The following is a 19,691-nucleotide window of genomic DNA, read 5'->3' as shown; positions in this document are numbered from 1 at the left end:
GTCATGCGGCTCGGTGTCTATAATTTATGCGATCTACATTGGATGTCAAGAAGAAACGGCAAAACGTGATCGGATGATTTGCCGGCAGCGATCCATGGTACATCTTTAAGAGAGCGTCCCCGCACGCGAGTTGAGTGAGAATGCCTGCAAAATCGCACACGCCGATTGAGCAATTCGGGGCCGAATCCGATTCGGCAGACCGGATGCTCATCGGCTCGATGATGGCTTCAGCGCCGCATCCTCCTCAGTGCAGCTCAGAAACATCGCGTCGCCGTAGCTGAAGAACCGATACCGAGCATGCACGGCGTGGCGGTAAGCGTCCATGACGAGGCGATAGCCCGCAAAGGCCGAAACCAACATGAGCAGCGTCGATTCGGGTAAGTGGAAATTGGTGATCATCGCGTCCACCACTCGAAACCGATAGCCGGGCCGAATAAAAAGGCGACTGTCGCCCCGAAAAGGTTTGATCTCGCCGTCGGCCGCAGCGCTCTCGAGGCTACGCACGCTCGTGGTGCCGACGGCGACGACACGTCCACCACTCGCGCGGGTCGAATGCACCGCACGGCAGACATCCTCATTCACGTCGATCCATTCGGCGTGCATCTCGTGCCGATCGATGTCATCCACTCGGACCGGCTGAAAGGTTCCCGCACCGACGTGCAGCGTCACCTCCGCGAGCCTGACGCCCATCTCCCGCAGACGCGCCAACATGGCCTCATCGAAGTGAAGACCCGCCGTCGGGGCGGCGACGGCACCGCTGTGGCGGGCGTAAACTGTTTGATACCGCGCATCGTCCGAGGCGTCGTCCGGACGCTGGATGTAAGGCGGCAAGGGGATATGACCATGCTCCGACATTAGATCGGCGAAGGTGCCCTCGACCAGACCGAGCCGGTGGATATCGCCTTTGCGCTGCCCCACGAGGAGCCGCGCACCTCCATCGAGCTCGATCCAGCCGCCCGGCTTGGGCGACTTACTCGCCCGAACCTGGGCCAATGCCGCGCGCGCATCCAAGACGCGCTCGATCAGGATCTCGACCCGACCGCCGGTATCCTTACGCCCGAACAACCGGGCACGCATCACCCGCGTGTTGTTGAACACCAAGAGATCGCCCGGCCGGAGCAACCGCGGCAAATCGGAGAAGAGAAGGTCGCGACACCCATCGCACTCGGGGTCGAGTGCAAGCAAGCGCGACGCGCCGCGATCAGGCAGCGGGCGCTGGGCGATCAGCTCGGCGGGCAGGTCATAGTGAAAATCGCGAAGGCGCATGGAGCGAACAACGAAGCAGCAGGATTCAAATGGTCTTCGACACGGGTCTCGAAGCCATGTCATTACCCCTATTTCTACGATCCTCTCACGGAGACACGGAGACACGGAGACACGGAGAGGAAGCACCCGACAACAGAGCCCGGCATCTCCATGACCAAGGCCGAAAGCGGGTCAGGCAGGCGGTAGGTATTGGCACGATCAAAATACGGCACGTCGTCACGGGCATAAACTATAGTTTCTCAAGTATTTCTTTCTTGGCGCCTGCGTGTCTCCGTGAGAGAAATTCTCTTTTTGAGGCAGGTTTGAGACAGGGATAAAGGGATGGCCTCGGCGAGGCTGGTCGGCGAGCGCGGCGAGCATGATAGCACCCGAAGCACGATCGTCTTCGGTTATCCTTCACGGCTGGATATCTCAATGACGCCCGCCTGAACATCGTGAGACTCGGTATCGATCGGCTATTGGAAGACCACGCGCTGCGCCGACCCCTACAAGGTCGCCGAGTCGCGCTCCTCGGGCACCCCGCGTCCTGCACATCCGACGGTCGGCACAGCCTGGATGCACTGATGGGCCTCGGCGAGCTGACTGTCACGGCCGCCTTCGGCCCTCAGCACGGGATGCGCGGCGACAAGCAGGACAACATGGTCGAGACCGAAGACGCACTGGATCCGCGACACGGCATCCCGGTCTTCAGCCTCTACGGCAAGGTGCGCTATCCGACCGACGCGATGCTCGATCGTTTCGATGTCCTGCTGGTGGATCTGCAGGACATCGGCACCCGCATCTACACCTATGTCACGACGCTGGCCTATCTAATCGACGCCTGCGCCGCGGCGGGCAAGGCCATCCGGGTACTGGACCGACCCAACCCCGCCGGTCGCCCGATCGAGGGCAGCATCCTGGAACCGGGCTGGGAGAGCTTCGTCGGCGCGGGTCCGCTCATGATGCGTCACGGGCTGACCTTCGGCGAGCTGGCCCGCTGGTTCGTCGACTATCGCGGTCACGATATCGACCTCGATGTGATCGCGATGGACGGCTATCGCCCCGAGGTCGGCCCCGGTTTCGGCTGGCCGGTCATGGAGCTGCCTTGGATCAACCCCAGCCCCAACGCGGCGAGCCTCAACATGACCCGCTGCTTCCCGGGCACCGTCTTGTTGGAGGGAACGACGTTCTCCGAAGGGCGCGGCACCACGGTATCGCTCGAGGTGGTCGGCGCCCCGGATATCGACTTCGAGCGTGTGCTCGGACGCATGCGCGCCGAATGTGCGGCCTGGACCGAGGGCGCTTTGATCCGCCCCTGCTGGTTCGAGCCAACCTTCCACAAGCATGCCGGCCGACTCTGCTCGGGGCTCCAGATTCACACCGACCATCAGGGCTACTGTCACGATCGCTTCAAGCCGTACCGACTGATTGCGCTTCTGTTGAAGGCCGTCCGATCGGAGTACCCGGACTATCCGATCTGGCGTGACTTCCCCTACGAATACGAGACCGAACGTCTCGCCATCGACCTACTCTCGGGCGGCACCTTTCTGCGCGAGTGGGTCGAGGATTCGGAAGCCTGGCCGGGGGACCTCGAGCGGCGTCTGAGTGCCGACGAAGCGCAGTGGGCCGAGTCGACAGCGGGGGTGCAGCTTTATTAGTGGCGAGTGGAAAGTGGTGAGTGGACAGCCGGAGCGTCGATTCGGCGTTACGCGGTGGAGGGGCGAGCATCGCGGAAGCGGATCGTCACGAGAAGTCCGTTGGCGTCGCCGCCGAGCGCGATGGATGCCTGATGTAGATCGAGCACGGCCTTCACGAGGCTCAGGCCGAGTCCGCTACCGGGCGTGGAACGGCTGTCGTCGAGGCGAACAAAACGATCGAGGACCCGTTCACGCGCCTCGGGCGGAATACCCGGCCCGGAATCGCGAATCGTTACCGTCACGCCATCCTCGCCAGAGACCCCGGCAAGCGCGATGGTTCCGCCAAACCGCGTGTACTTGATGGCATTGTCGACCAGGTTCGCCAAGGCTTGGAACAGGAGGTCGCGATCGCCCGTAACAGGGGCCGGCCCGTCGCACCGAAGCGTCAAGTCCTGCCCCTTCTCGGCCGCGAGCGGCTCGTAGAGCTCGGCCAAATCCTCCATCAAGGCGGCGAGATCCACACGGGCGAAGGCGGCCCGCCGGGTGCCGGACTCGATGCGCGCGATCCGCAACAGCGCATTGAATGTGGACAGCATCTCCTCGGTATCGGCGATCGTCTCCGCGGCGAGCGAGCGGGCGTTCTCGCAGCCGTTGAGCTCGGTGCGCAGCAGCTCGAGCTTGGTCCGCACCCGCGTCAGGGGCGTGCGCAGATCATGGGCAATGTTGTCCGAGACCTGTCTAACGCCCGCCATTAGCTGCTCGATGCGCTCGAGCATCCGGTTGAGATTCGCGGCGAGCGCGTCGAAGTCGTCGCCGCTACCGTTGAGCGGGATGCGTCGGGAGAGGTCCCCCGCCATGATCTCGCCGGCGGTCTGGTTGATCGTCTCGAGCCGCCGCATCACGCCTGCGCTCATCAGCCATCCTCCCAGCAGGGCCAGGGCCGCGGTAATCGCCAGCCCCCAAGCGAGCGCATCCAGGATCAGGGCACGCGTAGCCTCCAGATCACGAACGTCGCGCCCGACCAGGAGTCGCAGGCCGCTGCGCAGCAAGAAGACCTGTCCGCGTGCCGCATGCTCTTCGGTGCGGTCCGGTCCGCGCTCGCGTAGACGGAAACCGATCCAGCCCTCCGGGTCCGGAAAGCCAGCGGGCCAACGATCGAGATTTCCGGCAAGCGGCTTGAGGCTGTCGTCGACCAGGAGATAGACGTTCGACCCGACCGGATCGCGCGCGACGCGCTCGCTGATCACGGACGACAGACCGGCGAGACCGCGGCGCCGGTACTGCTCGGCAAGCCCGCGAATCTCGGCCTCGATGGTGGCCGCGGTCTGGCGATCCATGTAACCGGCGGTCGACCAATAGAGAAAGGCCATGAGGATGCCGACCGAGACGCCGAGCAGCAGCACATAGAGGACGGCCAGACGGAAGGTCGAGCTTCGCAGAATATTGGCGGCCCGCGCACGCAGGGCCGACGGTGAAGGCACTGCGTCGCTCACGCGCCGCGGATCATGTAGCCGACACCGCGAACAGTCTGGAGGAGCGGCGGGTCGAAGTCCTTGTCGATCTTGCCGCGCAGGCGGCTGATGTGGACATCGATGACGTTGGTTTGAGGGTCGAAATGATAGTCCCACACCTGCTCGAGCAGCATGGTACGGGTCACCACTTGGCCGGCGTGGCGCACCAGATATTCCAGCAGCCGAAACTCGCGCGGCTGGAGCTGGATCTCGCGGCCGGCGCGGGTCACCTCGCGCTTGAGCAGATCCATCTCGAGATCCGCGACTCGTAGGCGCGTCTCCGGGGTCTCGGCCTTGCCGCGACGCAGCAGGACATCGAGACGCGCATGCAGCTCGGAGAAGGCAAAGGGCTTGACGAGATAGTCGTCGCCGCCCGCCCGCAGACCCTCCACACGATCGTCGACCTCGCCCAAGGCGCTGAGAAAGAGCACCGGCGTGCGGTTGCCCGAGGCGCGCAACGTCCGCACGATGCCGACGCCGTCGAGGCCGGGCAGCATGCGATCGACGATCAGGGCGTCGTACTCGCCGCCGGCGGCCTGCAATAGGCCGGCGCGACCGTCCGCGACATGGTCGGTGACCGCGCCGGTTTCGGCGAGCGCCTTCAGGAGATAGTCGGCCGTCTGGCGATCGTCTTCGATCAGGAGGACTCGCATGGGTTCGGGGTTCGGGGTTCGGGGTACAGAATAGCGCGGAATCGGCTCGGTCAAGATATGTCGCGAGGCGCTCCAGCAATTCCAAGCTCGACCCACAAACGCCCGGGGCGACCCCCGGGCTGACGCAAATTTAGAACTGCTGGATGCGTTCGGTTGCGATCGCGGCCTTGCCTTTGAGCAAAGCCGCAATCGCGTGTCGCACTGCGTTCGATGCGCCTGAGGTGCGCGTGGGATCAGGTTGCGAACGTGACGGCGATGAACAGGGGGCGCCCGTCCTTCTCGACACGCAGAATCAGGCTCTCGCGCTTCTCCTCGATCGCTTCGCGGACCGCCGCAACGACCTGCTCAGGTGTGTCGACCGATTCCGTCCCGACCATCGAGATGAGGCTGCCCGCCTGCACTCCGGCGCGATCGGCCGGGCTGTCGGCCTCGACCTGCGCCACGAAGACGCCTGCGGCATCCGCGTCGAGCCCGCGCTCGGCACGCAACTCGGGAGTGAGCGGCGACAGATAGAGTCCCAGCCGAGGGCGGCTCGGCGCATCGGCCTCTTCGCTCGGCGCTGCGGCGACTTGGTCCTCGTCGGGCATCCGACCGATCGTCAATGTCAGGTCGCGAGGCTTGCCGTCGCGCAGCACGCGCAGCGTCATGGCGGTGCCGGACTTGGTCACGGCGACCAGCTTCGAGAGGTCCTTGGCGCTCGTGAGCTGCTGCCCGGACGCACTGAGGATCACATCGCCTGCTCGCAGATCGGACGCAGCGGCCGGACTGCCGGCAATGAGATCCGCGATCAAGACACCGGTCACCTCGGCGAGCCCGAGTCCGGCGGCCAACTCCTCGGTCACCGGCTGAATCTGCACGCCGAGCCAGCCGCGCTCCACACGACCGTTCTCGCGAAGGTCGGCCACCACACGCTCGACGGTCTCGGCCGGGATGGCGAAGCCGATCCCGACATTCCCGCCGCTCGGGGAGAAGATAGCGGTGTTGACGCCGATCACCCGGCCATCGATGTCGAACAGTGGCCCACCCGAGTTGCCACGATTAATCGGCGCGTCGATCTGCAGATAGTCGTCGTAGGGACCCGAATTAATGTCGCGTCCACGTGCGGAGATGATCCCGGCATTCACCGAGCCACCGAGACCGAAAGGGTTACCGACCGCCAGAACCCAATCACCTACGCGGGCCTTGCTCGAACCTCCGAGCTCGACGGCGACCAGCGGGCGATCGACATCGATCTTAAGGACGGCGAGGTCCGTCTTGGGGTCGACACCGACCACGCGCGCCACATGGCTAGTGCCGTCGTTCAGGACGATCGTCACCTCGCCAGCGCCTTCGATCACATGATGGTTGGTGACGATATGGCCGTCGCTGTCCACGATGAAACCCGAGCCCTGTCCGGTGGCTTGGCGCGGCATGGCCCGCCCCGGCTGTTCGAAGAAACGGCGGAAGGACTCCGGCACGTCCCCATCCGGCGGAAGCGCCGGGTGGCCGTGCATCGGCATCGGCGGGACGCCCTCGGCCTTGACCGACACGTTGACCACCGCAGGGGTGACCCGCTCGGCCACGTCCGCGAAGCCGGGAAACGCCGCCGATGCTGCGCGCGCATTGACAGGGATGGGTTGATCGGCAGCCACTGCACTACGGCCGTTCCAGTAGATGGCACCGGATGCGAGGGCAAGCGCCAAGGTCGCACTGACGAGTGCCGGGTAACGCAATGACGGCGACGGGGCCACGGCAATCGAACGAGTCGGGGTCGTGATTCGGCATTGTGACACGGGATTCTCCTGAACAAGATCTGGGCGACATCGCCGTCGAGACGGCTGCGCACCGGGACGTTACTGAACAAGCCCGGAGTATCCGGGCGCCTCCATTGCCCGAGGATGTCCGACACCTTAATTCTTGTTCATCCAAGCGCCGGCCCCGGGGCGCCGTCTTCGGAGCGCTTGCGAGGGTCGCGCGGACGGGGTACCGTGCGCGAACGGTCTGCACCGCTTCGGCGCTATTTGCAGCTCGGCGGGAATCCGAGAAACCGTACCTTCGCGCAAGCACCATTCACAGGTATAAACAGGCGGGTCGACGGCTCCGACAGAAGGATCCGAGTCGATCCGACGGCACAACAGGAGAGCGCATCATGAATGGAAAACCAATGGCTTTGGCCTTGGCTTTCGCACTTGCAAGCGGGATCATCGTCGTGGCTTCGACAGCGCAGGCGGACGTGACAGTCATACCGGTGACGGGCGCCGAGGTGACCTCGGAGATCAGCGGGATCGTCGAGATCGTCAACGTCGAGCGACGCATGCTGACGATCAAGACTCCGGATGGCCGGTTCCACGTTATCCATGCGCCGGAGCAGGCCGGGCGTCTCGACGAAATCAAGATCGGCAACAGGCTCACCATCACGGAGACCGAGGCCGTCCTCGTCGATCTGATCAAGGGTCCAGACGAGGCCGCCGTCGGCACGACTCAAGAGACGGTCGTGGACCGCGAGAGCGGGGCGAAGCCGGCAGGCACCATCACCGATACCATGACCCTTTACGGTCGGATAGCAGCGGTCGACAAGGCCAACCGCAGGGTCAGCGTCCAGGGCGCGCAGGAGACGGTCGATTTCACCGTCAACGACCCGGCGCTCCTCGACGAGGTGGCGGTTGGCGACGGCGTGGTCGCAACCTTCATCCGGTCGGTCAAAGGCAAGGTCGAGGTTCGCTGAGTACAGGTCTCCATATCGGGCATCGGCTCGGGGCAGCACCGACAGCATCGGCGTTGCCCGAGCAGCCGATCGACTCGAAGCAAAGCCGCCCGGTGATGCAGCCCGCATCCGAATCAATGTAAAGCCTTCCCGAAAACGATTGGAGGTCGATATGGCAACGATCGAAGAAGTCGAGATGGGACGATACGCGCAGGAGCTCGAAGACGACGTCCGCCATCTGGTGCGCAAGTATTGCCGCATCATGGCTTGGGACATCCCCGACCTCGACGAGCAAGCTGCGCGCAGGCTCATCCTTGCGGCACTAAGCTCCTCCTTGACCCGCGTCGAATCCGAGTAACCTGGCATCGATACGTCCAACGGGGTTGCCGCCCTCGCGGCTCGCCGACGCGATCGAACATGCGAAAGGTCGGCGCCCGTCCGGCTCGGGTTGGGTCCTGGCATACTCGGCGTTTTGATCTGCGTACTCGTGGTGGCCGGCTGTCAATCCAGGGCATCGAGCTCTCGCGGCGATGCCTGCACCTTCGTCCCCGGCATGACGACGGATGACCTGGCGCGTTGCGGCTGCATCGCCGGCAACTCGCGAAGCGACGGCTCCGTCATGCTGATGTCGGAGGAAGCACTCAACAACACGCGGACCGTCGCCATAGTCAACTACATGTGTCCGCTCGGCGCAGCCGGTGTCGCGAGGGTCGCGGTCATGAACGGCATCGCCACGACTGTCTACGAATAGACGATGAGAGCACTGGACAGGCTCGTGCGACGATGGCAGCTCAAGGCGATGGGCCGGATCGACGCGGCGGTGCTCGTACAGGCCGGCAATCGACGTCTCCTCGAGCGGTTTCAACGTGTTGCGCGCGACGTGCCGGCCTACGCCGCCATCCTGAATGCCCACGGCATTTCAGCGGACCGGATTCGGACGCTGGATGACTTTACCCGGTTGTGCCCGGTCATCGAGAAGCAGGACATCTTCGGCGCTTATCCCATCGATCAACTCTGCGTCGGCGGACATCTCCGCTCCCTCGGCGGCGTCCTGACGAGCTCCGGGCAAGGAGGGCAGTTCGCATTCGGCCTTTCCACGCGTCGACAAGCCCGTCGCGCCGCACAGGCGATCGAGCTGGCGCTGGAGCTCAGCTTCGGGACCGACCGCTACTCGACGCTTCTCATCAACGCCCTCCCGATGGGGGTGCGCTTTTCCTGCTCGACCGTCACCATCGCCGAGACCAGCGTCCGGGAGGATATGGTGTGCGCTTTGGTCGAGCAGTTTGCTCCGCATCACCAGCAAACGATCTTGGTCACGGATCCGCTGTTCTGCAAACGCATCCTCGATCAGGGTCACGATTGCGGTCTGAACTGGGGTCGTTTCAAGGTGCATGTCGTCCTCGGCGAAGAGACCTTCGGCGAGGCGTTTCGGGATTATTTAATGCGCGGGCTGGGGCAAGATCCGGACGGATGGACGGCTGGATTGGCGATCTCGTCCATGGGTGTCGGGGAGCTCGGCCTGAACCTGTTCTTCGAGACGCGCGAGACCGTTCGTTTGCGGCAGCTCGCCCACCGGCAACCGGAGGCATTACGCCCGGCCATCGGCGATTGGCGGGGCCGCGTCCCGCCTCTGCTCTTCGTCTATGACCCGCTGCGGATCTTTGTCGAGGTGATCGAGCCCGAACCGAGCGGATTCGGCGCCTTGACGATCTCCACCCTGGACCCGGCCTCGATGCTTCCGCTCATCCGCTATCGGACCGGCGACCGGGCCAGACTGCTGGACACCGAGACCGTCGCACACTTCGTGAGCGACATCGACGGACGTCCTCTGGATCTACCGAGGTTACCCATGATCGCCGTTGCCGGTCGCGACAGCGATCGTCTATCCGACGGACGCCCGCTGCTCGACATCAAGGATGCGCTCTACACAAGGCACGACATCGCGGACCGCCTGAGCGGCGCCTTTCGAATCGAGCATGAGGACATGGGCTGCTGCCTCCATGTGCAAATGGGCGCCGGTGCAGGGAATGGAGGACCGGAGCTCGCCGACGCAATCGACGCCTGCCTTCCCAAGCCGGCCTCCGGTGCCCACGACCGAATCCAGATCTGGCCACACGCCGAGTTTCCGTTTGGTCAAACGCTTGATTACGAGAGAAAATTCAACTATCTCAATGCTGTAGAAAAACGCTGATACGCATCCGGCAACCGCCGGCAGGCTCGACCAATCAGGTCAAGTCGCTCGGGCGCCGTCTTAACACCGATCAGTTGACTCCGGCACCCTGGTTCCAGCTTAAGTTGCCTCTCACGGAGACACGGAGAGCACGGAGAATTCGAGATCTTTCCTGAGTGACCTCTGTGTCTTCGTAAGTAACCTGTCAGAAATAAGTTGAGCACCGAATCCAGTCGTTGTCGATTACGACAACGACAACGACAACGACAACGACAACGACAACGACAACGACAACGACAACGACAACGATAACCGTGGCAAAGGTATTCTCTCGTCGAGTTGTTTTACTTTTTCTTGAGCCGTTCCCAAGAGATCTTGGAATCTGACCGGTGCGAAGGGCGCACCGGGCCGATGCGCTCACCGGGTGTCCTCATGCACAAACGGACCAGATCATATCGTCGGGCCCGATGCACTCGGGCAGGAGCTCGGGCTCCAGGCCATGAGCCAGGTACCGCAAGGTCGCCGGGAAGGTCGCGTGCAGTGCGGTCTCGAATGCCTGGATACTGGTCACATAGGGCCGTACGGGGCCGAAATAATCGACGTCCGGACCGGCGGGGATGTATCGGAAACCCAATCGTCTCAGCATCAGGTACAGCCCCCTCTCCATGGCCAACATCCAATGGGTAACCCCATGACGCTTGCTCTCCTGATACAGCAATCTGGAGAGTCCGATCAAGATCTCAGGCGTATTCCTCGGAGGGGCGAAGGGCACGACCTCGGCAGCCTCGTTGTGACCGGCGTCGGGACGAGGCGGGCCGCCAAAGATGGAATCGCCCTCGCGACGTCGAAAACTCTTCGAAACCGCCAAACGCGAGATCTCGGCAAAACCTGCCAGTGCAGGATGCGACGGGTCGTTCAAAAAGGCGTAATCGCCGGTGAAGACACAGTGACTCATGAGAGGAAAGCCGAGCGGTGAAGGCATGACGAGCCGTGCCGTGCCCGCGGGATGACCGGCACGGTGGGTGGCGAGCATGTGCAGGGAATGCGCGTCGAACTCGTCTCGCTCCGCTTCGTCCGGGTAATCGTTCTCGTCCAAAAAACCACGCTCTAGGCAATAGACCTGATAGCGGATTCGATAGGCGGTGTCCAGATCAGAGGCATCCTCGACACGGTTGAACCGAAAGTAGGGCTCTTGAACCGGCCCCGCCCCGGGATGACCTGCCGACTTGAAGGCATTCATGCTCATCCTACCCCCGTTGACATAAGCTAAACATGCGACCAGAGGCCACGAGAAAGCGAACAGGAAGCGAGATTGCGCTTGCGTCGAGCATCTCGTAAAGGTTTTCCCGACACGCGCTTGCATTCTCCCCGAGACTGAGCTTTATCCTGCCAGGAAGGCCATCACATCAACAACATGCCAGGTCAACCCAAGGCTTACAGATCCGCTTCACGCTCGGCCTTCGGCATCGACGCGACATGCAGCGTTTTCCGCAATGACCTAACCCTTGTGTCTAAGCCCCATCACCGACTAGACTTGAACCGTCGATTCATCTCCCCAGGCCCGGCCGCGACTCACGCGGCCGGGCTCGAACATGGCGAAGATCATGACAAGAGTTGCGATTCGCCGACGCCCAGATAAGACAGTCCACGCCGGCGCGCCCGTCAAGGGGGCAGAGCGGCAAGGCATCGGTGCCGGTTAAAATGGTGACCCGTCCGTAATCGTTTGGGTCGCGGCTGCCTTCGATACCTTCAACCGGCGCTTTTAGGGACCTCGGCACGGGGCATCGACTCTCGAGCGCACCCGTGATGGATGAGTCGATTCAGGACTTCTGGAACACGCCTTGATCTTCCGACGGTCTGTGCGCAACCTCCTCCAATGCTCGGCCGGTGTGGCCTTGTGCTGCATCTCCCTGTACGCCTGCCCGCAAGACTTGATCGCTCACCGGGGCGCGGGTGTCGAGAGATTGACACGCAACGAGGCGCGTCTTTTCTTCACGATGCGCCTCAAGAACTGGCCCAACGGAACGCTTGTCAAGGTTTTCGTGCTCCCCGACGACAACGCACTTCACAGTCGTTTCTCCAACGGAGTCCTCGGACTCTACCCCTACCAACTTCGCCGCGTTTGGGACCGACAGATCTTCTCCGGAACAGGGCAGGCGCCGACGACTGTATCGAGCGAGCAGGAAATGCTCGACCGCATCGCCACCACGCCGGGAGCGATCGGCTATGCAGACGGACCGATCGAGAATCCAAGCATTCGCCAGTTGGAGGTGCGTTGAGATGCGTACCCGGCCCTTAATAGCGGTCATCCTAGCATGGATGATTCCGAGCACGGCCCCGGCCATTGAGTTTGTCGAGGGGAGCTTGCAGGTCCACGGCTTCGCCAGCCAAGCCGTCATCAAGTCAACCGACAATCAGTATTTCGGCAACAGCCCCGACACCTCGTTCGACTTCACCGAGATCGGGCTGAATGCCTCTTACCAGAGCACGCCGAGCCTGCTGTTTTCCGGGCAGCTTTTGGTACGACGCGCCGGGGAGATGTACGACGGTACCCCATCGATCGACTATGGCTTGGTCGATTTTTCGCCCATCGCCGATACCGAGCGGCGTCTCGGGCTGCGTGTCGGGCGCATCAAGAACCCGTTCGGACTCTACAACGAGACACGCGACGTTCCCTTCACGCGTCCGAGCATCTTTCTTCCTCAGGTCATTTACTACGACAAGGTTCGGAATCTGCTGCTGTCATACGACGGGATCATGCTCTACGGCGACCGTTATCTCAAGCAGGGCAATCTCTCCTTGAACCTCGGCGTCGGGCAATCCGTCATCGACAACAACGTCGAATGGGCCTATCTCGCCAGCGACTTCGAAGGCGATCTCCGAGCCGAAGGCATCAACTGGGGGATCGGAAGCCTGTGGTTCTCGACGCCGGCCGACGAGCTCAAGCTGGGCCTCAGCGCGATTCTGACTGAAATGGACTTCAATGCCGGCCCGGAATCTCCCTTGAGCTCCGGGACCATCGATGTCTTCGACTGGGTGGCTTCGTTTCAGTACAACGCTGCGGATTGGACAATCTCGGCCGAGTACTCCCGAGCACCCACGCGCTGGAACGATCTCGGTCCCTACTGGCCTTTCAAAGACCAGGTCATGGAAGGGTACTATCTTCAAGGTGCCTACCGGATTCGCCCGAATCTCGAGATCATGGCCCGTTACGAGGAAGGCTTTGCAAATCGCACCGATCGCGACGGGCGGGGTTCCTCGAAGCTCACCTTCGGAACCACCCCGCGCTCTGATTTCTTCTCCAAGATCTGGACCGCGGGTCTGCGCTGGGACATCAACCCGAACATCATGTTTCGTCTCGAATTTCAGCGGCACGATGGGACTTATGCCTTGTCGATCAGGGAGAATCCGGACCCGGGCGATCTCGTCCGTGAGTGGAATGTCTTCGCCGCTTCCATTTCGGCTCGTTTTTGAGGCTCCCCGATGGACGACGCCGTTGTCGAGGAGAGACCGTCGGTCGACCTGAGTCTCCGCTGGAAGGCACTCATCGCCATGGCCCTGGCGCTCGTGCTGGTGAATGCATCGCTCGCGTTGATCTCGAACTTTCAGCTGACCGGTCAGTTCGAGCTCCAACAGAGCGCCGTTCGCGATCAGCAGGCTCGACAGTTGCGCGCTCTCGTCGAAGAGGACACCCAGGAGATGTCGAAGCTCGCCAGCCTGGTGCCTCTGCTCGGTGGCGGCGAATCGGCGATGACGGGCCCGGACGCAGTGCTCAAGGATGCGCTGCTCACCAACGGCGCTATGCTCGATCTGGAATGGGACATTCGATCCGTTCAGTGGATTCGACCCGACGGCTCCACGGCCATCGTGTGGCCGGAGGATGCTCAGGATATTCCGGACGCACTGCGCGCGGAGCTACTCATAGCGCCCGAGGAGGCGGTTGCCACACTCTTGTGCAGCCCGGAGTGCCGTCAGTACAAAGCAACCCCGCTGCTCTGGAAGGGTTCCTTCGCCGGCAACCTGGTCCTCGGTCGGTCGCTCGCCGACGCATTGCTCGCCTTCAACGCCTTGACCGGGGCCGAGGTCGCCATCACCTGGCGCGATGATGTCCGATCTGCCGAGCTGCTGGATCCGCGCAGCCCGGACTACCTGCGGTTCCCTGCCGTGACCTACCCCGACGACACCCTCCCCGTTCTACGCGCGGCCGCGCCGGCGCTCACGAGCGGCGACAGACTACAGGAGCCGCTGCTGATCCCGCATGGGCCGGGTTGGTACGAGATCTTTCGTATCCCGGCAATTGCCTCCGGCATCGACGCCCTGGTGGTCAACGACGTGACCACCCAACGCGAGGCGATTCGCACGGCCACGATCGGCAGCATCCTACTCGGAATCCTGGGCCTGATCCTCTCGGGCTCATTGCTCTTGCTGATCATCAAAGGACCCTTGTACCGACTCAGGGATCTTGCCACGGTGATCCCCTTGCTGGCCGAAAACCGCTATTCGGACCTGCGACGTCAGCTCCCGGTGCGCTCGAAGTCGCTCATGCTGCGCGACGAGATCGATCTCATGACCGACACGGTCAGAAGCCTCACCGACCGCATGGAGCTGCTCCAGTCCGACCGCGAGCAGGCCGAGGCCCGTCTCGTCTGGCTCGCCGACCACGACCCCTTGACACAACTCTGCAACCGGCGCCGTTTCAACGACGATTTCGAGCGCATCCTGGATCAAACCATCCGCTTCGGCCATCAGGGCGCCCTGCTGTTCCTGGATCTCGATCAATTCAAGGACGTCAACGACCTGAGCGGCCACCGCGTCGGCGATACCCTGTTGCAACGCGTCTCGGAGCAATTAAGGCAGGTCACTCAAACCAGCGACCTGCTCGCACGCTTGGGCGGAGACGAGTTCGCCCTGGTCCTGCCGGAGGCAACGGAGGACGACGCCCTCGCCACCGCCGAGTCGGTTCAAAAGGCAGTCTGCTCCATCAGTCTACAAGAGCACGGCCGCCGCCACAGGGTCACGGCAAGTATCGGCATCGTCATGTTTCCGACCCAGGGCACCGATATCGGCCAACTCATGGCGAGCGCCGATCTGGCCATGTATCAGGCCAAGGAGAAGGGACGCGGACGCTGGTATCTCTTTTCCGAAGAGGATCAAGGAAAGGAGCAGCTCGATGCCCGCGTGCTCTGGCGCGAGCAGATCAATCAGGCATTGACCCAGGGGCGATTCGAGCTGCACGTGCAACCCATCATCGAGATCGCCACCGGACTGATACGGCACATGGAGGTCTTACTCAGGATGCGCGACGCACGCGGCGGGATGATCTTTCCGGATCGGTTCATCCCGGTGGCGGAACGCACCGGGCAGATCCAGGCGATCGATCGATGGGTCATCGACAATGCCCTCGCCGCCATGGAGCTACGGGCCGACCTGAACCTCTCGATCAATCTCTCCGCCAGCGCCATGGACGACCCCTTGCTGCTGACGGACCTGCGACACCTTTTGGAAAGACACCGCATCGCGCCCGAACGGATCTCCTTCGAGGTCACCGAGACCGCCGCGATCAACAGCCTGCTGAATGCGACACGTTTAATGCGCGGAATGCAGGAGCTCGGGTGTCGTTTCGCACTGGATGACTTCGGCAGCGGCTATGCCTCTTACGCCTACCTGCGCAAGCTTCCGGTCGATGAGGTCAAGATCGACGGGGCCTTCGTGCGCGACATCGCCAGAAATCCGGAAGACCGGATCTTCGTCAAGGCGATCACCGATATGGCCCACGGCATGGGTAAGCGCGTCATCGCCGAGTTCGTCGAGAACGCCGAGATCTTAGGTATTCTGAAGGGGCTCGGCGTCGACGACGCCCAAGGGTACTATTTCAGCAAGCCGGTCAAGCTGGAGCAACCGGGCACGCCGATCGCATTTGACGGCGTTCTTCGATCCTAGGCGATTTCCGCAAACTTCCATACCCGTAGGTTGTGCTGACGATAGGAAGCACAACTTGCGCCGACGGTTAGTTGTGCCACGCACAGCTCGGCACAACCTACGCCCTTGGCATGAAGGTTTCCGGAGTTCGCCTTATTTCCGACGCGTGACTCAGAAACATCGGCTGGGGTTCTTGCGCCGATGCCGGAAGAGATCTACCCCTCGCCGACCGCCCCCCGGATCACCTCGAAGATGGCCGCGGAATCATCCTCGCCCATGCCTCGCTCGACCAGCAGATTCAGCCATTCCGTGACCATCGCCGCAGTCGTCAAGGAGATCCCCAACTCCTGCGCAGACTCAAGCACGATCCGCATGTCCTTGCGGTGCAGACGTGACTTGAAACCCGGGGTGTAATCGCCCTCGATCATCCGCAGGCCATGCACCTCAAGGATGCGGCTGCCCGCAAAACCGCCGAGCAGGGCCTCGCGCACCTTCAGCGGATCCACACCGCTCGCCTGCGCCAACAAGACCGCCTCTGCCACGCCGGCAATGGTCGCGCCGACGACGATCTGGTTGCAGGATTTGCAGACCTGGCCGGCACCGTTGGGGCCGACGTGCACGATATTTCCGCCCATCGCCTCGAACAGCGGCTGCACCCGTGCGAAGGTGGCGGCCTCGCCTCCGACCATGATGGACAGGGTACCGGCGGTTGCCCCGGCCTCCCCGCCCGAGACCGGGGCGTCGAGCATCGCGGCTCCGGCAACGCCGAGTCGCTCGGCCATCATCCGCGTGGACGCGGGCGAGATCGTGCTCATGTCCACCACCACCGCATCGGGTCGGACACCTTGGATGACACCCTCCGGCCCGAGGATTACCTCTTCGACATCCGGGGTATCCGAGACCATCGTGAAGAGGATCGACGCGTCTCGAGCGACCGCCGCCGGGCTTGAAGCCGTCCGGGCACCGGCCTCGGCCAGCGGCGCCATCGATTCGGGACGCCGGGCATGGACGACGAGGTCGTAACCGGCCTTGACGAGATTCAAGGCCATCGGCCGACCCATGATCCCGAGGCCGATGAATCCGACAGGTTCGGTCATGGTGCCATCCTCATTGATTGCCGAGAAAAGGAGCCGGAGACATTGATGCGGACGGCTGTCGCCGAACCGCGCAGCACACGGCCCCCGGGGCCTTGCCACCGATCGGTTGACGTCGGCACCCTGGTTCCCGCTCGAAATGTCTCTCACGGAGGCACGGAGACACGAAGCGCACGCAGAACAGATCTCGGATTCTCCGTGCCCTCCGCGTCTCCGTGAGAGATTCCGGAACCTGAAAGGTGCTAAGGCACAGGGCTTTGATCCGTTCGTGTTTCGCCCAAGCGGCGCCCCGCCGAAGGCAATCCGAGCTGACCGACCGCGGCTCAGCCGTCGAGCAGCTCAAGCAGCTCGAGCCAGTGGACGACGGGGATCTCGGTGCCGCCGCCGATCTGGAGCTGACAGCCGATGTTGGCCGTCGCGATCAGCTCCGGTCGACCCGACTCCAGGGCGGCGACCTTGTTCGCAAGCAGACGTGCGGAGAGCTCGGGCTGCGTGATCGAATAGGTCCCGGCGGAGCCGCAGCACAGATGGCCGTCCGGCACCGAAGTCATCGAAAACCCGAGCCGCGACAGGACCGGCTCGACGACCTGTTTGAGCTGCTGGCCGTGCTGCAGCGTGCAGGGCGCGTGGAAGGCGACCTTGCGGCCTGCGCCCGGCAAGCCGAGCGGTGCGAGATCCAGGCTCGCGATGACCTCGATCGGATCGCGTGCCAAGGCCGCCACGCGCGCGGCCCGCTCGGCGTATTGGGGATCCTCGGCCAGCGCATGACCGTAATCCTTCACCATGGCACCGCAACCACTCGCGGTGACCAGGATCGCCTCGCAGCCCGCCTCGATCTCGGGCCACCAGGCGTCGATATTGCGCCGCATCGCATCGAGCCCGTCCGTCAAGGCGTTCAGGTGATAGGCCGCAGCACCGCAACAGCCGGCGTCCGGCGACTCGACCAGATCGATCCCGAGCCGCGCCAGCACACGCGCCGCCGCGGCGTTGGTCTTGGGTGTGGCGACCGACTGCACGCACCCGCCGAGCACCAGCATACGACGTCGCCCGGCGGGCTTCGGCCAAGTACCGGCCGCACGCGGTGTCGGCAGCTTCGCCTTGAGCTTGGCCGGCAGCAGCGGCTTCATCCAACGCCCGATCCGCATCAAGGGGCCGAAACGCGATGGATAGGGCACCGTCTTCACGAGCGCCCAGCGCAGCAGCCGCTCGGACACCGGACGCTCGACCCGCTCCTCGACCAGGTGCCGCCCGATATCGAGCAGACGCGCGTAACGCACACCCGACGGACAGGTCGTCTCGCAGGATCGGCAGGTCAGGCAGCGGTCGAGATGCTGCTGGGTGATGCGGGTGGGCGTCTGGCCCTCCATCACCAGCTTGATCTGGTAGATGCGCCCCCGCGGACCGTCGAGCTCGTCGCCGAGCAGCTGATAGGTCGGGCAGGTCGCGGTGCAAAAGCCGCAGTGCACGCAGGTGCGCAGGATGGCGTCGGCCTCGCGGCCAGCGGGCGTGATCAAAAACTCGGGCAGGATCTCGGTCTGCATGCCTGGCTCCTAGAGGGTCGCGTAGAGTCGACCGGGATTCAGGATGCCGTTCGGATCGAAGGCCCGTTTCATCTCGCGATGCAGTGTCATGAGTCCGGCCGGGAGCGGGTGGAAGACCTCCGAGCGGCGGTTACCCCCACGAAAGAGCGTGGCATGCCCGCCGACCGAGCCGACGGCGGAACGGATGACGTCGGCCGAGGCATCGCTGCGTAGCCAGCGTTGCGCGCCGCCCCACTCGATCAGCTGGGCGCCCGGCAGAGACAGAGGCGTGACGGTCGGAGGCACCGACAAGCGCCACAAGGGTGCATCACCGGCAAAGTAGGGATGGCCTTGCTCGCGTATCCGATCGCGCCAGAACGCCAACGCTTCGGCCTCGTCGACCGCCTCGCCGCCGATGCGCTCGGCGGCGGCCGAAACCCCGCCGTGGTTACCGGATAACCGAACCCAAAGCTGCTCGCCGTCGAAGCAGGTTGCGCTGATCGGCAGAGGCTTGGCGGCCCAGCCGGTCATACGGGCGATCGCCTCCGCCTGCGAGCAGGTCTGCACCAGCGTCCGGCCGGTCGTCGGGTGGGGGAGCACCTTCACGCTGATGTCGAGTAGGACGCCGAGGGTGCCGAAGGCACCGGTCATGAGCCGCGAGATGTCGTAGCCGGCGACGTTCTTCATCACCTCGCCGCCGAAGCGCAGGACCTCGGCTCGCCCGGTCAGCACGCGGGTTCCGAGCACCAGATCGCGGGCCGAGCCCGCATAGGGTCGCGCGGGACCGGAGAGACCGCAGGCGATGGTTCCACCCAGGGTCGCACCCAAGGTCGAGGCGCCCCCGTCCGAGTCATCGCCGAAATGCGGCGGCTCGAACGGGAGCATCTGCCCCTGCTCGGCAAGCGCGGCCTCGATCTCGCGAAGCGGCGTACCGCAGCGCGCGGTGACGACCAGCTCCTTGGGCTGATAGTTGAGAATCCCGGTATGCCCCGACAGGGACAGGACCTCGCCATCGACCGCACGCCCGAGCCCCGACTTGGTCCCGTTGCCCTCCAAGCGCAGGGGTAACGAGGCATCGGCCGCATCGCGGACCCGATCTTGAAGCTCGGCGGTCAGGTCGTTGCTCACCCGTTTCCCCACACAAGAGTTTTGAACCACAATGGCGCATAGAGCGCAAAGGGTTTGAAGGATGTCATCTCGAAAACACCGGTCGTGCCGAGCAGGAGCGAGGCACGACAACCCCGAGCCGCAGCTCGACC

16 protein-coding genes are annotated in these 19,691 nt (G+C 63.5%); 8 read left to right on the top strand and 8 right to left on the bottom strand.

All coding sequences use genetic code 11. The annotated features are described in order from the left end of the window. Positions 1–207: 207 nt before the first annotated feature. The gene (gene queA / locus AADX97_RS03260; RefSeq protein ID WP_374231567.1) at positions 208–1,266 is read right to left on the bottom strand and encodes a tRNA preQ1(34) S-adenosylmethionine ribosyltransferase-isomerase QueA; all 1,059 of its coding nucleotides are present in this window, start codon (positions 1,264–1,266) and stop codon (positions 208–210) included. 431 nt (positions 1,267–1,697) lie between these two features. On the opposite strand from queA, the gene AADX97_RS03255 reads away from it, so the two are divergent. Beyond that, positions 1,698–2,903 (top strand): exo-beta-N-acetylmuramidase NamZ domain-containing protein, encoded by a 1,206-nt coding sequence (locus AADX97_RS03255; protein ID WP_374231777.1) that lies wholly within the window; start codon positions 1,698–1,700, stop codon positions 2,901–2,903. Positions 2,904–2,950: 47 nt separating this feature from the next. Here the strand turns inward: AADX97_RS03255 and AADX97_RS03250 are convergent, their stop codons facing one another. From AADX97_RS03250 to AADX97_RS03240, 3 genes are all read right to left on the bottom strand, one after another. After that, entirely contained in the window at positions 2,951–4,375 is a 1,425-nt protein-coding gene (locus tag AADX97_RS03250; RefSeq protein ID WP_374231566.1) for an ATP-binding protein, read from the bottom strand. After that, positions 4,372–5,046: a winged helix-turn-helix domain-containing protein gene (locus AADX97_RS03245; RefSeq protein WP_374231565.1), complete on the bottom strand. Its 675-nt coding sequence runs from the start codon at positions 5,044–5,046 to the stop codon at positions 4,372–4,374. Before AADX97_RS03245 ends, AADX97_RS03250 begins: the two co-directional genes overlap by 4 nt. Before the next feature lie 233 nt (positions 5,047–5,279). Continuing rightward, positions 5,280–6,818, bottom strand: a complete 1,539-nt coding sequence (locus tag AADX97_RS03240; protein ID WP_374231564.1) for a Do family serine endopeptidase — start codon at positions 6,816–6,818, stop codon at positions 5,280–5,282. Between the two features lie 356 nt (positions 6,819–7,174). Here AADX97_RS03240 and AADX97_RS03235 point away from each other — a divergent pair, with 356 nt between their 5' ends. The 4 genes from AADX97_RS03235 to AADX97_RS03220 all read left to right on the top strand — a co-directional run bounded on the left by AADX97_RS03235 (position 7,175) and on the right by AADX97_RS03220 (position 9,920). Further along, the gene (locus tag AADX97_RS03235; protein WP_374231563.1) at positions 7,175–7,750 is read left to right on the top strand and encodes a hypothetical protein; all 576 of its coding nucleotides are present in this window, start codon (positions 7,175–7,177) and stop codon (positions 7,748–7,750) included. A 151-nt stretch (positions 7,751–7,901) separates the two neighbouring features. After that, on the top strand, positions 7,902–8,087 hold the full coding sequence (locus AADX97_RS03230; protein WP_374231562.1) for a hypothetical protein: 186 nt from the start codon (positions 7,902–7,904) through the stop codon (positions 8,085–8,087). Positions 8,088–8,282: 195 nt separating this feature from the next. Then, entirely contained in the window at positions 8,283–8,480 is a 198-nt protein-coding gene (locus tag AADX97_RS03225) for a hypothetical protein (protein ID WP_374231561.1), read from the top strand. 3 nt (positions 8,481–8,483) lie between these two features. Beyond that, positions 8,484–9,920, top strand: coding sequence for a hypothetical protein (locus tag AADX97_RS03220; protein ID WP_374231560.1), 1,437 nt, complete (start codon positions 8,484–8,486; stop codon positions 9,918–9,920). A gap of 409 nt (positions 9,921–10,329) precedes the next feature. On the opposite strand, the gene AADX97_RS03215 is transcribed toward AADX97_RS03220, so the two are convergent. Then, positions 10,330–11,139: a PEP-CTERM/exosortase system-associated acyltransferase gene (locus AADX97_RS03215; protein ID WP_374231559.1), complete on the bottom strand. Its 810-nt coding sequence runs from the start codon at positions 11,137–11,139 to the stop codon at positions 10,330–10,332. Between the two features lie 619 nt (positions 11,140–11,758). Between AADX97_RS03215 and AADX97_RS03210 the strand changes: the two genes are divergently transcribed. The 3 genes from AADX97_RS03210 to AADX97_RS03200 are packed head-to-tail and all read left to right on the top strand — an operon-like array spanning position 11,759 to position 15,839. Then, positions 11,759–12,178, top strand: coding sequence for a hypothetical protein (locus AADX97_RS03210; protein ID WP_374231558.1), 420 nt, complete (start codon positions 11,759–11,761; stop codon positions 12,176–12,178). A gap of 40 nt (positions 12,179–12,218) precedes the next feature. After that, entirely contained in the window at positions 12,219–13,373 is a 1,155-nt protein-coding gene (locus tag AADX97_RS03205; RefSeq protein ID WP_374238539.1) for a hypothetical protein, read from the top strand. A gap of 9 nt (positions 13,374–13,382) precedes the next feature. After that, positions 13,383–15,839 carry a putative bifunctional diguanylate cyclase/phosphodiesterase gene (locus tag AADX97_RS03200; RefSeq protein WP_374231556.1) on the top strand — a complete coding sequence of 819 codons (2,457 nt, stop codon included), beginning with the start codon at positions 13,383–13,385 and terminating at the stop codon, positions 15,837–15,839. A gap of 194 nt (positions 15,840–16,033) precedes the next feature. Here the strand turns inward: AADX97_RS03200 and AADX97_RS03195 are convergent, their stop codons facing one another. From AADX97_RS03195 to glcE, 3 genes are all read right to left on the bottom strand, one after another. Further along, complete coding sequence (locus tag AADX97_RS03195; RefSeq protein ID WP_374231555.1) at positions 16,034–16,915, bottom strand: NAD(P)-dependent oxidoreductase; 882 nt, start codon at positions 16,913–16,915, stop codon at positions 16,034–16,036. Positions 16,916–17,235: 320 nt separating this feature from the next. After that, positions 17,236–18,453, bottom strand: a complete 1,218-nt coding sequence (gene glcF, locus AADX97_RS03190) for a glycolate oxidase subunit GlcF (protein WP_374231554.1) — start codon at positions 18,451–18,453, stop codon at positions 17,236–17,238. Between the two features lie 9 nt (positions 18,454–18,462). Further along, positions 18,463–19,560 carry a glycolate oxidase subunit GlcE gene (gene glcE / locus AADX97_RS03185; RefSeq protein WP_374231553.1) on the bottom strand — a complete coding sequence of 366 codons (1,098 nt, stop codon included), beginning with the start codon at positions 19,558–19,560 and terminating at the stop codon, positions 18,463–18,465. Between the last annotated feature and the right edge of the window lie 131 nt (positions 19,561–19,691).

It is taken from the genome of Thiocapsa sp. C2-2m, from assembly GCF_041903745.1.
In the GTDB taxonomy this organism is placed as follows: Bacteria; Pseudomonadota; Gammaproteobacteria; order Chromatiales; family Chromatiaceae; genus Thiocapsa; species Thiocapsa roseilacustris.
The sequence above is the reverse complement of the archived record's forward strand: the minus strand, read 5'-3'. Positions and strand labels throughout refer to the sequence as shown.